This window comes from Streptomyces sp. NPDC048270, from assembly GCF_040652335.1.
Classification (GTDB): Bacteria; Actinomycetota; Actinomycetes; order Streptomycetales; family Streptomycetaceae; genus Streptomyces.
In genome coordinates this window covers 1-12,967 of record NZ_JBEZLV010000031.1, presented here as the reverse complement: position 1 = coordinate 12,967, position 12,967 = coordinate 1, and the positions used below count along the sequence as shown (strand labels likewise).

The window sequence follows — 12,967 nt, the reverse complement described above, 5'->3', positions numbered from 1 at the left end:
AGAGCGCCGTACACCGCCTCAAGTAGGGCCCGTCCTAAATGCCCGCTGCCTGCGCTCACCGCGAAGGACTCACGTTATTCTGCTGAATCAGCAGGTCGCAGTTTCTGGCGACTCTCCGTGTTCCAGGTAGGCGGTCTGGCCGTGCGTTAGGGCCTGGATTCCTGCGCCGATGCGGCGCGCGAGGCGAGGAATGGTGAGATCCGGCACCTGGTCGGCGGGGTGGAAGTCGCAGCCGCGGAGCTCGTCCGCTTGCAGTGCGATCCGTCGGCGGTCATCTGCGCTCAAGCGGCCGCCGTCGAAGAGGTAGAGGACCTTGTCGCCCTCTCCGGGGTTCGGGGCCCAGTCGACGACGAGGAGGCGGCCGATGTGCGGCGTGATGTCCAATTCCCCCTGTACCTCACGCACACAGGCTTGTCGGGGCAATCCCCCTCCTCCACGTAGCCGCCGGGGATGTCGCGGTAGCCCTTGTAGGCCGGCTCGACGAGAAAAACTCGATCGGCTTCGTCAAAGAGAGAGCGCCGGCTGCCATCCGAGGGCGGGCCATCTTCGCTTCGTGCTCGTTCTCGCTCACGGATCGAACTCTAGCCACACGGACGACCTCCCCCACGTCGGCAAGAGCGCCGCCGAGGGCACCGCCAGGCTGGTCCCCCTCCAGCGGAAGGCTGAGCAGGAAGAGCAGGCCCGCAAGGCCGCCAGGAAGGCCAAGCAAGCCGCGGAGGCAAAAAGCCAAGGGGAGAAGGAGGGCAAGGCTGAGAAGGACGCTAAGAAGGGCTGACGGCCCCCTCCGCTCACGCATCGCTCACGCACGGGGTTCCGAAGCCCAGCCGACGCACGCGCCGCCCGGCCCCGGAAATAGCAAAACCCCCAGGTCACGGCGAGTGAGTCCTGGGGGTTCTACAGAGCCGCCTTCGGGATTCGAACCCGAGACCTACGCATTACGAGTGCGTTGCTCTGGCCAACTGAGCTAAGGCGGCACCGCTGGTCAGACAAGTATTCCCTCGAAGAGGTGCTCTCATCAGCAGCGGCGCCAAGTCTACAGGGTCTAGGCGGGTGCCCTGAACCAGGTTCTGGGGGGTGGGGCGTAGCTCACATACCGGGGTGAATGGTGCGGCCCTGCGCTCAGCGGCTCAGCACTTCTTGTCCTTCGGCGGGACCTGGCCCTCCAGCAGGTAGCGGTTGATCGTGGTGTCGATGCAGTCGCTGCCGCGGCCGTACGCCGTGTGGCCGTCGCCGTCGTATGTCAGGAGGGTGCCCGAGTCGAGCTGGTCCGCCAGGGCCTGGGCCCACTTGTACGGGGTCGCCGGGTCCCGGGTGGTGCCGACGACCAGGATCGGCGCGGCGCCCTTCGCCGCCAGGGACTTCGCCGTGCCCGTGGCCTTCACCGGCCAGTACGTGCAGTTCAGGGAGGCCCAGGCCAGGCCCGTGCCGAAGACCGGCGAGGCCTTCTCGAAGGAGGGCAGGGCGGACCGCACCGCGTCCGGGCCGGTGAAGGCCGGGGGCTGGTCCAGGCAGTTGACGGCGGCGTTCGCCGACATCAGGTTGGCGTACTTGCCGTCCGGCGAACGCTCGTAGTAGCTGTCGGCCAGGCTCAGCAGGCTCGCCCCGTCGCCGTCCATGGCCGCCGTGAGCGCCTCGCGCAGCTGCGGCCAGGCGCTCTCGTCGTACAGGGCCGCGATCACCCCGGTGGTCGCGAGGGCCTCGCCCAGCGGCCGGGCCGCGTCGCCCGTGGGCACGGGCTGGGCGTCGAGCTTGCGGAAGAACTCCTTCAGGCGCGCCCCCACCGCCTCCGGACCGCCCGTGCCCAGCGGGCACCCCTCCTGTTTGGCGCAGTCCTTCGCGAAAGCGGTGAAGGCCGTCTCGAAGCCCGCCGTCTGGTCCCGGTTCAGGTCGACCGCCGTACGGGAGGGGTCCATCGCGCCGTCCAGCACCAGCCGCCCGACCCGGTCGGGGAAGAGGTCCGCGTACGTCGCCCCCAGGAGGGTGCCGTACGAGGCGCCGACGTACGTGAGCTTCTCGTCGCCGAGCACCGCGCGCAGCAGGTCCATGTCCCGGGCCGCGTCGACCGTCGAGACGTGCGGCAGGACCCGCTGCGAGCGCGCCTGGCAGCCGGCGGCGAACTCCTTGAAGGCCGTCACCAGCAGCGCCCGCTCGGCCGCGTCGTCCGGGGTCTGGTCCACCTGTGTGTACTTGTCCATCGCCGGGCCGGTCAGGCACTCGACGGGGCTGCTGCGGTCCACCCCGCGCGGGTCGAAGGAGACCATGTCGTACCGGGCGCGGACGGGCGCGGGATAGCCGATCCCCGCGTACGCCTGCAGGTACCCGATGCCGGATCCGCCCGGGCCGCCCGGATTGACCACCAGGGACCCGAGCCGCTTGCCCGGGCCGGTGGCCGGACGGCGGGCCACCGCGATGTCGACGTCCTGGCCGGAGCCGGGGTTCGCGTAGTCCAGCGGGGCCTTCATCGTGGCGCACTGGAACCCGGGGACACCGCAGTCGCGCCAGCTCAGCTTCTGCTCGTAGTACGGGCGCAGCGCCGCCGCCGAGGCCGACGCCGAACCGGAGGGCGCCGAGGGCGCGGAGGACGCGGGCCCTGCCGCCCCGCCGGTGCTACATCCGACGAGCAGCAGCCCGGCGGCTGCGATCACGGTCCCGGTGGTACGCAGCAGGCGACTGGTGTCCATCCTCGGAGACTACGTCCTGCCGGCCGGGGCCAGGCCGCGGCCGAGCGCCGTTGCGCCCCGACCCTTCCGGGCCCCTGCCGGGCGGGGCACGGACCGGTAAGGGCCCGGGGCCGTCCTGGCCCCGCCGGCCGGTCCGCCCGTACGGGTGAGCCGGTCAACCCGGTGTGGACGCCGGGGGGCCGGTCAGCCCGCGCGCAGGGACATGGTCATCGCCTCGACCGCGAGCAGGGGGGCCACATTGCGGTCCAGGGCCTGTCGGCAGGCGATGATCGCCTCGATCCGGCGCAGGGTCCGCTCGGGGCCCGAGGCGCGGGCGATCCGGTCGAGGTCCGGGCGTATCTCCTCATTGGCGATGGCCACGGACGAGCCGAGCTGCAGGGCCAGCACGTCCCGGTAGAAGCCGGTGAGGTCGGTCAGCGCCAGGTCCAGGGTGTCGCGCTGGGTCCGGGTGCGGCGGCGCTTCTGCCGGTCCTCCAGCTCCTTCATCACACCCGCCGTGCCGCGGGGCATCCGGCTGCCGGCGCCCGCCTGGGCGCCGAGCGCGGCCCTCAGCTCCTCGGTCTCCTTGACGTCGACCTCCTCCGCGACCTGCTTGGCGTCCTCGGCAGCGGCGTCCACCAGCTCCTGTGCGGCCTTGAGGCAGCCGCCCACGTCATCGATGCGGAGCGGGACCTTCAGCACCGTGGCGCGCCGGGAGCGGGCGGCCTCGTCGGTCGCGAGCCGGCGGGCCCGGCCGATGTGCCCCTGGGTGGCGCGGGCGGCGGCCGCTGCCACTGCGGGCTCGATGCCGTCGCGCCGGACCAGCACCTCGGCCACGGCATCGACCGGCGGGGTGCGCAGGGTCAGGTGCCGGCAGCGGGAGCGGATCGTGGGCAGCACGTCCTCCAGCGAGGGCGCGCAGAGCAGCCACACCGTCCTCGGGGCGGGCTCCTCCACGGCCTTGAGGAGGACGTTGCCCGCCCCCTCGGTGAGCCGGTCGGCGTCCTCCAGCACGATGACCTGCCAGCGGCCCACGGCCGGGGAGAGCTGGGCCCGGCGCACCAGGTCGCGGGTCTCCTTCACGCCGATCGACAGCAGATCGGTGCGGACGATCTCCACATCGGCGTGCGTGCCGATCACGGTGGTGTGGCAGCCGTCGCAGAACCCGCAGCCCGGTTCGCCGCCGAGGGCGCGGTCGGGGCTGGTGCACTGCAGTGCGGCCGCGAAAGCTCGGGCGGCGGTGGACCGCCCCGAGCCGGGCGGCCCCGTGAACAGCCATGCATGGGTCATCTTGGATCCGGCCGGCGGCGCGGTCCTGTCCGTGACGGCCGTGACCAGGGCGTCGGCATCGCGGGCGGCGGCGGCCAGCTGCTTCTGGACCCGCTCCTGTCCCACCAGGTCGTCCCACACGGGCATCCCGCCCACCACCTCTCACTTCACTCTGCGTGCACCCATTGTGGCGCGCGGCACTGACAATCCGGTCCGGCCCGGGTCAGCGCCGCCGGCGCGGGCCGCGCTCGCCGTCGTCGCCGTGCTCGTCGTCCCGGTGACGGCCCAGCAGTTCGTCCGCCAGCGTCGGCAGATCGTCCAGCGGGGTCTCCTCGGCCCAGTCCGGCCGCGGCCTGCGCGGGCGGCCGTCCTCCCCGAGGACCGGCAGCTCCCGCGTCCGGTCCTCGCCCGCGGCGCCGTCGCGCCCGGAGTCCCGGAAGATGCCCGGCGGTACCCGGTCGGCCGGGTTCTCCTCGGTGCGCCGGGCCGTCGGCCGCGAGGCCTGCGGGCGCACCGGCGGCAGCACGGCCGTCTCGTCCGTCGGACGTACCGGCGGCAGCACGGCCGTCTCGTCCGTCGGGCGCACCGGCGGCTTCGCCGTGTCGACCTTCGGGACGGGGACGGTCTGCGTGATGTCGTCGGGCTGGACGACCCGGCGCAGCGCCGGGGTCTCGAGCGTCACGGCATCGTCCGGATGTGGACCATCCGCCTCCGGAGCCGGTGCCGGAGCTGGCGCAGGAGCCGGAGCCGACGCCGGTGCGGGTGCGGGCGCCGCAGCAGGAGCAGCAGGCCGTTCCTGCGCACGAGCCGGCGCCTGTGCGCCCGCAGCCGGAGGAGCGGCAGCAGCCGGCCCCGAAGCCGCCGAAGCCGAAGCCGCCGCGGCAGCCGACGCCTGGGCCGCCGCCTCGGCAGCCGCGGCAGCCGCCAGCCGGCGCGCCTCCTCGGCCTTCAGCAGGGCCTCCTCGGCCCGCCGCTGCTTCTCCAGCCGCCGCTCCTCGGCCTCGGCCCGCAGCCGGGCCTCCTCCTCCGCCTGCCGGCGCAGCCGTTCTTGCTCGGCCGCCCGCGTCCTCTCCTCGGCCTCCGCGCGCAGCCGCTCGGCCTCGGCCCGGGCCCGGGCCTCCTCCTCGGCGCGGATCCGCTCCTCCTCGGCCTTGCGCGCGGCCTCCGCCTCGGCCTTGATCCGGGCCGCCTCCGCCTCGCGTGCGAGGCGGGCCTCCTCCTCGGCCTTCAGCCGGGCTTCCTCCGCCTTGCGCGCCGCCTCTTCCTCGGCCCTGCGGCGGGCCTCTTCCTCGGCGAGCCGCCGGGCCTCCGCCTGGGCGGCGACCTCCGCCTCGGAGAGCGGGAGCATCCGGTCCAGCCGGTGCCGCACGACGGTGGTCACCGAGTCCGGGTCCTGGCCCGCGTCGACCACCAGGTAGCGGCCGGGATCGGACGCGGCCAGGGTCAGGAACCCGGAGCGCACCCGCTGGTGGAACTCCGCCGGCTCCGACTCCAGCCGGTCCGGGGCCTCCGTGAAGCGCTCGCGCGCCGCCTCCGGCGACACGTCGAGCAGCACGGTCAGGTTCGGCACGAGCCCGTCGGTGGCCCAGCGCGAGATCCGCGCGATCTCGGTCGGGGAGAGGTCGCGGCCCGCGCCCTGGTAGGCCACGGAGGAGTCGATGTAGCGGTCCGAGATGACCACCGCACCGCGCTCCAGGGCCGGGCGCACCACCGTGTCCACGTGCTCCGCGCGGTCGGCGGCGTACAGCAGTGCCTCGGCACGGTTCGAGAGTCCGGCCGAGGAGATGTCGAGCAGGATCGAGCGGAGCCGCTTGCCGACCGGGGTGGCCCCCGGTTCGCGGGTCACGACGACCTCGTGGCCCTTGCCCCGTATCCAGTCGGCCAGCGCCTGCACCTGGGTGGACTTGCCGGCTCCGTCGCCGCCCTCCAGGGCGATGAAGAACCCGGTGCCGGAGGGGGCCTGCACCGGCTCCCCGCCGCGCAGCGCCTCGCGCAGGTCGCGCCGCAGGGGTACGCCGCTGCGGTCGTCGGCCTTGGCCAGGACCACGGCGGCGACCGGCAGCAGCAGGGCGCCGACCAGCATCAGGGTGAAGGCGGCCCCGCCGTGTGCGACGACGACCTCGCCCCCGCCCAGCCGGTGCGGCCCGATCACGGCGGCGAGCACCGGGGCCACGACGGCCCCGAGCGCCACGGCCACCCGTACGACCGCGTGCAGGTGCTCGGTGACCCGGGCGCGGCGGAACTCCTCGGTCTCCTGGTCCAGCAGCGTGTGCCCGGTGTTGGCGGCGACACCGGCGGCGGCGCCGGCGAGCAGCGAGAGGAACAGGACGGTCGCGGTGTCCGGGACGAGCCCGGTCAGCAGCAGCGCGAGCCCGGCGACCGCTATGGCCAGGGCCAGCAGGCGGCGCCGGGACAGGCCGGGCAGCACCTTGCCGGCCTGGGTGGCCTGGATGCCGGCGGCGGTGCCGCCGACCAGGGCGAGGACGAACAGCGCGAAGGCGGCGGGGCCGCCGCCGAGGTCGAAGGCGTGCAGTACGGCCACGGCCACCGCGCAGGACACCGCTCCGGCGACCGCCGCGCAGGCCAGGACCAGCAGCGGGATGCCGCCGGTACGGCCCTTGTCGGGCCGGTCCCCCGCCTTGGGGGCGCGCAGTCCCTCCAGCGGGGACCGCGGCCGCGGGGTCTTCGAGCCGGGCAGCACCAGCGGCAGCAGCAGCGAGACGGAGGCGGCGAACAGGCCGGCTGCCACGTACGAGCCGAGCGCGGCCTGGTTCGCGGCGAACCAGTCGACGCCGACTCCGAGGGCCTTGCCGACCAGGGTGGCGGCGAGCAGCGCGGCCGCGGCGACCGGAAGCGCCGCGAAGGCGGTCCGCAGGCTCAGCCGGCGCAGCGCGTCCAGGTGGTCCGGAAGCGGCCGTACGGTCGCCCCCTCGGGCGGCGGTGCGGGCAGCAGGGCCGGAGCGGCGCTCTCCTTGGCCAGGGTCCACAGCCGCTCGGCGGCGCCGGCGGCGAAGACGGTGGCCAGCAGCGCGGTGAGCGCGTGGGCCGGGATCCAGTCGAGCCACAGCGGGGCGACGACGAAGAGCCCGAGCCGGACCCCGTCGGCGCCGATCATCGTCCAGCGGCGGTCCAGCTTGCCGCCGGGGGCGAGCAGGCCGGAGAGCGGTCCCAGCAGGACCGCGCCGAAGAACAGGGTGGCGAGGATCCGGACTCCGAAGACGACGGCCACCGCGAGGGCCGCGCCCCGGTAGCCGCCGCCGAAGGCTCCTTCGGTGAGGGCCGCCTGAAGGGCCAGCAGCACCAGCACCAGCAGGGCGAGGGCATCACCGATGCCGCTCACCAGTTGGGCGCTCCACAGCCGGCGCAGCCTGGGGGTGCGCAGCAGTGCGCGCACCGCACGCTCGCGGGAGTCCGCGGCTAGGGCTTCGTCGTAGGTGGGGTTGGCGGGGGCGGTCACGACCGTCGGCTGCTCGGCTCGCGTCATCCGCCCAGCCTATCCGCTGCGCTTGGCCGCTGCGGAGGCCTGTGGACAAGGTCCACTGTGACCCCGGCCCCACCGTCCCGGGTCCCGGGTCTCGGCCCGGCCCCGGCTCGGGTCATCGGCTGCGTCTGGCCTCCGGGGCAGCCGGTACCCCGCGCCCGCACGCCGGCAGACCCGAGCCCGCCCCCGCACCGACACCGGCACCCGCACCCGCACCGGCCCCCGTACACGTACACGGCAAAGGGCCCCGTGCGTCCGGAACGCACGGGGCCCTTTCTGCCTACCCGACGGCAACCCGTCGGCGGCGTGTGGTGGTGGCGGAGGCTACTCGTCCGCCGGAGCCGTGGCCGCCTTCTTGGCCGTGGTCTTCTTCGCCACCGTCTTCTTCGCGGTCGTCTTCTTGGCCGCCGTCGTCTTCTTCGCGGCAGCGGTCTTCGTCGCCGTCGCCTTCTTCGCCGGAGCCTTCTTGGCCGGGGCCTTCTTCGCCGTCTTCTTGGCCGGCCCCTTCGCCCGCTTCTCGGCGAGCAGCTCGTAGCCCCGCTCCGGCGTGATCGTCTCGACGTCGTCGTCCCGCCGCAGCGTCGCGTTCGTCTCGCCGTCCGTCACGTACGGCCCGAAGCGGCCGTCCTTGACCACCACCGGCTTCTCGCTGACCGGGTCCGTGCCCAGCTCCTTCAGCGGCGGCTTGGCCGCGGCCCGGCCCCGCTGCTTGGGCTGCGCGTAGATGGCCAGCGCCTCGTCCAGTGTGATCGAGAAGAGCTGGTCCTCGGTCTCCAGGGACCGCGAGTCCGTGCCCTTCTTCAGGTACGGGCCGTAGCGGCCGTTCTGGGCCGTGATCTCCACGCCCTCCGCGTCCGCGCCGACCACGCGCGGCAGCGACATCAGCTTGAGCGCGTCGTCGAGCGTGACCGTGTCCAGGCTCATCGACTTGAAGAGCGAGGCCGTGCGCGGCTTGACCGCGTTCTTGCCCGTCTTCGGCGTGCCCTCGGGGAGGATCTCCGTCACGTACGGCCCGTAGCGGCCGTCCTTGGCGACGATCTCGTTCCCGCTGACCGGGTCCTTGCCGAGCTCGAACTCGCCGCTCGGCTTGGCGAACAGCTCCTCCGCGTACTCGACCGTCAGCTCGTCCGGAGCCATGTCGTCCGGTACGTCGGCCCGCTGGTGGCCCTCCGCGTCCTTCTCGCCCCGCTCCACGTACGGCCCGTAGCGGCCGACCCGCAGCACGATGCCCTCCCCGACCGGGAAGGAGGAGATCTCCCGGGCGTCGATCGCGCCCAGGTCCGTGACCAGCTCCTTCAGACCGCCGAGGTGGTCGCCGTCGGCCGGCACGACCTCGGTCGCGTCCTCCGAGCCGAAGTAGAACCGCTTCAGCCACGGCACGGACTGGGCCTCGCCCCGCGCGATGCGGTCGAGGTCGTCCTCCATCTTCGCGGTGAAGTCGTAGTCGACGAGTCGGCCGAAGTGCGTCTCCAGCAGGTTCACCACGGCGAACGACAGGAAGGACGGCACGAGCGCCGTGCCCTTCTTGAAGACGTAGCCGCGGTCGAGGATCGTGCCGATGATCGACGCGTACGTCGACGGGCGGCCGATCTCGCGCTCTTCCAGCTCCTTGACCAGCGAGGCCTCGGTGTAGCGGGCCGGCGGCTTGGTCGAGTGCCCGTCCGCCGTGATCTCCTCGGCGGCGAGCGCGTCGCCCTCCGCGACCTGCGGCAGCCGCTTCTCGCGGTCGTCGAGCTCGGCGTTCGGGTCGTCCGCGCCCTCGACGTAGGCCTTCATGAAGCCGTGGAAGGTGATCGTCTTGCCGGAGGCGGTGAACTCGGCGTCCCGGCCGTCGCCCGCCCGGCCGCCGATCTTCACGGTGACGCTGTTGCCGACCGCGTCCTTCATCTGGGAGGCGACGGTCCGCTTCCAGATCAGCTCGTAGAGGCGGAACTGGTCGCCGGTCAGGCCGGTCTCGGCCGGAGTGCGGAAACGATCACCCGAAGGACGAATCGCCTCGTGCGCCTCCTGGGCGTTCTTGACCTTGCCCGCGTAGACGCGCGGCTTCTCCGGCAGGTAGTCGGCCCCGTAGAGCTGCGTGACCTGCGCCCGCGCCGCCGACACCGCGGTGTCCGACAGCGTGGTGGAGTCGGTACGCATATAGGTGATGAAGCCGTTCTCGTACAGCTTCTGGGCCACCTGCATGGTCGCCTTCGCACCGAAGCCCAGCTTGCGCGAGGCCTCCTGCTGGAGCGTCGTCGTACGGAACGGGGCGTACGGGGAGCGCCGGTACGGCTTGGACTCGACCGAGCGGACGGCGAACGAGGTGTCCGCCAGCGCGGCGGCCAGAGCCCGCGCGCCGGCCTCGTCGAGGTGCAGCACCTCGCTCTTGAGCTGCCCGTTCGAGCCGAAGTCACGGCCCTGCGCGACGCGCTTGCCGTCCACCGTGTTCAGGCGGGCGACCAGCGTCGAGGGGTCGGAGGCGTCACCGGTGCGCCCGGTGGCGAAGGTTCCGGTCAGGTCCCAGTACTCGGCGGACCGGAAGGCGATGCGCTCCCGCTCCCGCTCGACGACGAGGCGGGTGGCCACCGACTGGACGCGGCCGGCCGACAGGCGCGGCATGACCTTCTTCCACAGGACCGGCGAGACCTCGTAGCCGTAGAGGCGGTCGAGGATGCGGCGGGTCTCCTGGGCGTCGACCATGCGCTGGTTCAGCTCGCGCGGGTTGGCGACGGCGTCGCGGATCGCATCCTTGGTGATCTCGTGGAAGACCATCCGGTGGACGGGGACCTTGGGCTTGAGGACTTCCTGCAGGTGCCACGCGATGGCTTCGCCCTCGCGGTCCTCATCGGTGGCGAGGAAGAGTTCGTCGGACTCGGCCAGCAGCTCCTTGAGCTTCCTGACCTGGGCCTTCTTATCGGCGTTGACGACGTAGATCGGCGCGAAGTCGTGCTCGACGTCCACGCCGAGGCGGCGGACCTCGCCGGTGTACTTGTCGGGAACCTCGGCCGCGCCGTTCGGGAGGTCGCGGATGTGCCCGACGCTCGCCTCGACGACGTATCCCGGGCCGAGGTAGCCCTTGATCGTCTTCGCCTTGGCAGGGGACTCGACGATGACGAGTCGGCGGCCGCCCTTTGCGGTCTCGCTAGTCGGGGACAACTTGGCTCTTCTCTCCGGTCGGCACTCGGTCGCGGTACGGCGACGCTGCGGAGTGTGACGGTACAACCCGCCCCCGTGTCAAACGGCACAAGCCCGCAACGGCCACTCGAACGGTAACCCGACAAGTGCCGGTTCTGCCGCCCGGATGCCGCGCCGGGCCCCTGCCGGTCACCGGGCCGAGTGTCCGGGGGGCCGTCTGGCCCCGCCCTCGGACCCCGTCCCGGACCCTCCCCGGAACCGGCTTCCACATCGGCTTTCGCGGCCGGACCGGACGGGCGTCGGCCCCCGCATCAGGGCCGCGCGAGACACCACGCCCCGAGGGCCAGCGACGTACCGCCGGCGAGCAGTGCCAGCGGGACGGCCACGACGGGGCGCACGCCTTCGGCCACCGGCGCGCCGCGCAGGGCGCGCGCCCCCGTCCAGGCCAGCAGAGCCGCTCCGAACAGCAGGAACACGGCACCTGCGAAGATCGCCGGACCTCTTTCCATGCCGCTCCCCCTACCCCCGAGCCGCTCCCGGAATCCCCCCGGATCCCGCTGTCGCAGACCCTCGCAGCCGTTCGGGTACGGCGGGCGAACCCGGGGTTACATCCCGGTGCCGGCTACCGTCCGGGGCCCGTGACGGGCTCCAGGAAGCCCTGCTCGACCAGCATCCGGATGGCCTCCGGGGTCCGGTCCCGCAGCACGACCGGATCTTCCTGCACGAGGTGCGCGATCGCGTCCAGGATCCGGCCCGCGGTCAGTGAGCCGTCACACACTCCGGCGAAGCCCGCGCCGACCGTGTCGACCTTGGTCGCGCGCCGCATTCCGCGGTTCTGCCGGAGCACGACGTGCTCCGGGTCCTCCGAGCCCGGCGCGCCGACCTGCTCCTGCACGACCTCGACGGCGAGCTGGAAATAGCCCTCCAGCAGGGCGGCGTCATCGTGATCGCGCAGGTAGTCCTGCCGCGCGAAATGGGCCAGGACGGTCTCGCCGAGCGGCTGCTCCACCGAGTGCGGCCATTCCTCGACCACGATCGACGGCTCGGCCGCGTCCGTCCGGCGCAAGGTGATCCACCCGAATCCGACGGACTTCGTCTTGCGGGCCTCGAACTCGTCCAGCCAGTCCTCGTAGCGCCGCGCGTACTCGGCGGGGTCGGCGCGGTGGTCGCCCGCGTCCCGCAGCCACAGCTCGGCGTACTGCGTCACGTCCTGCACGTCACGCTGCACGATCCACGCATCGCAGCCGCGCGGCACCCAGGAGCGGACCCGGTCGTGCCAGTCCTCGCCCTCCACGTGCTGCCAGTTGCCCAGGAACTGCGCGTACCCGCCCGGGTTGAGGTGGGCGCCGGCCTCCTGGACCAGGGTCCGGCACAGGTCGTCGCCGCCCATGCCGCCGTCCCGGTACGTGAGTCGGGCGCCGGGGGAGATCACGAACGGCGGGTTGGACACGATCAGGTCGTACGTCGCGTCCCCGACCGGCTCGAAGAGCGACCCGGTGAGCAGCTCCGCCTCCGGGGCGCCGGACAGTGCCAGCGTCAAACGGGTGAACTCCAGCGCCCGAGGGTTGACGTCGGTGGCCGTGACCCGGGTGGCGTGCTGGGCCGCGTGCAGCGCCTGGATGCCCGATCCGGTGCCGAGGTCCAGGGCCGAGCCCACCGGGACGCGGACGGTGATCCCGGCCAGCGTGGTCGAGGCACCGCCCACGCCGAGGACCACGCCCTCCTCGCGGCTGCCGATCCCGCCGGCCCCGCCGACGGCGCAGCCGAGGTCGGAGACGATGAACCAGTCCTCGCCGTCGGGTCCGCCGTACGGGCGCACGTCGACGGTGGCGTGCACCTCGTCGCCCTCCACCCGCAGCCAGCCGTCGGCGAGGGCCGCCTCGACGGGCAGCGCGCCCTCGGCGTGCACGTACGGCACGGACTGCTGGAGCAGGAACAGCCGCACCAGGGTGGCGAGCGCGCCGTCACCGCCGCCGCGGGTGGCGCGCAGGGCGGGGACCGTCTCGCTGCGGGCGAGCGCGGCGTAGGCGGGGGCTCCGAGCAGGTCGAGCAGCCCGTCGGCGGTGAAGCCGGCGGCCAGCAGGGCGGTGCGCAGCTCGGCGGCGTGGTCGGGCGAGGGAAGGCTGGTGGTACTCACCCCACCATTGTGGCCGCTGGGAGCGACATTCCGTGCGCCCGCGCGGGGCGTCGGCGCGGGCGTTCCCGGCTCCGGCCGCCGGACCTGGGCCGAGCACGCCTCCGCTGCCTGGCCCGAGCACGCCCCCGCTGCCGGGGCCGCGCCCGTTCCGGGCCCGGGGCCGGACGCGCGACGGGGCGGGCGCCGGCCCCCCCCGCCCCCCCCCGCCGGCCCCGCCCCCCCCCCCCCCCCCACCGCGCGCGTGTTGGTGAAGGTCGAGGGCCGCGTGCGGGTCGACCACAAAGCCGTGGTGTTCGAATTAGG

Annotated in this window: 7 protein-coding genes, 1 tRNA gene and 1 pseudogene; 1 reads left to right on the top strand and 8 read right to left on the bottom strand. The window is 73.5% G+C overall.

The genetic code is table 11. The features are described 5' to 3' along the window. Positions 1-87: 87 nt before the first annotated feature. Positions 88-571 (bottom strand): annotated as a pseudogene (locus AB0D66_RS24725) (NUDIX hydrolase). Here AB0D66_RS24725 and AB0D66_RS24720 point away from each other — a divergent pair. After that, complete coding sequence (locus tag AB0D66_RS24720; protein ID WP_362307448.1) at positions 554-775, top strand: hypothetical protein; 222 nt, start codon at positions 554-556, stop codon at positions 773-775. The pseudogene AB0D66_RS24725 and the gene AB0D66_RS24720 overlap by 18 nt on opposite strands. Positions 776-900: 125 nt before the next feature. On the opposite strand, the gene AB0D66_RS24715 is transcribed toward AB0D66_RS24720, so the two are convergent. The 7 genes from AB0D66_RS24715 to AB0D66_RS24685 form a co-directional block, all read right to left on the bottom strand. Further along, a tRNA-Thr gene (locus AB0D66_RS24715) sits at positions 901-974 on the bottom strand. 153 nt (positions 975-1,127) lie between these two features. Then, the gene (locus AB0D66_RS24710) at positions 1,128-2,681 is read right to left on the bottom strand and encodes an alpha/beta hydrolase (RefSeq protein ID WP_362307445.1); all 1,554 of its coding nucleotides are present in this window, start codon (positions 2,679-2,681) and stop codon (positions 1,128-1,130) included. A gap of 183 nt (positions 2,682-2,864) precedes the next feature. Continuing rightward, positions 2,865-4,076 (bottom strand): DNA polymerase III subunit delta', encoded by a 1,212-nt coding sequence (locus tag AB0D66_RS24705; protein ID WP_362307442.1) that lies wholly within the window; start codon positions 4,074-4,076, stop codon positions 2,865-2,867. Between the two features lie 76 nt (positions 4,077-4,152). Further along, positions 4,153-7,413, bottom strand: coding sequence for a dTMP kinase (gene tmk, locus AB0D66_RS24700; RefSeq protein ID WP_362307439.1), 3,261 nt, complete (start codon positions 7,411-7,413; stop codon positions 4,153-4,155). A 321-nt stretch (positions 7,414-7,734) separates the two neighbouring features. Next, positions 7,735-10,548, bottom strand: coding sequence for a type I DNA topoisomerase (topA, locus tag AB0D66_RS24695; protein ID WP_362307436.1), 2,814 nt, complete (start codon positions 10,546-10,548; stop codon positions 7,735-7,737). Positions 10,549-10,838: 290 nt separating this feature from the next. Then, positions 10,839-11,036, bottom strand: coding sequence for a hypothetical protein (locus AB0D66_RS24690; RefSeq protein WP_361759980.1), 198 nt, complete (start codon positions 11,034-11,036; stop codon positions 10,839-10,841). Positions 11,037-11,149: 113 nt separating this feature from the next. Next, positions 11,150-12,664 (bottom strand): methyltransferase, encoded by a 1,515-nt coding sequence (locus AB0D66_RS24685; RefSeq protein WP_362307432.1) that lies wholly within the window; start codon positions 12,662-12,664, stop codon positions 11,150-11,152. Between the last annotated feature and the right edge of the window lie 303 nt (positions 12,665-12,967).

What these genes read in the sequence shown, in the direction of transcription:
- tmk (WP_362307439.1), bottom strand. Translation starts at nt 7,413, where the DNA reads ATGACGCGAGCCGAGCAGCCGACGGTCGTGACCGCCCCCGCCAACCCC.
- AB0D66_RS24690 (WP_361759980.1), bottom strand. Translation starts at nt 11,036, where the DNA reads ATGGAAAGAGGTCCGGCGATCTTCGCAGGTGCCGTGTTCCTGCTGTTC.
- AB0D66_RS24710 (WP_362307445.1), bottom strand. Translation starts at nt 2,681, where the DNA reads ATGGACACCAGTCGCCTGCTGCGTACCACCGGGACCGTGATCGCAGCC.
- AB0D66_RS24705 (WP_362307442.1), bottom strand. Translation starts at nt 4,076, where the DNA reads ATGCCCGTGTGGGACGACCTGGTGGGACAGGAGCGGGTCCAGAAGCAG.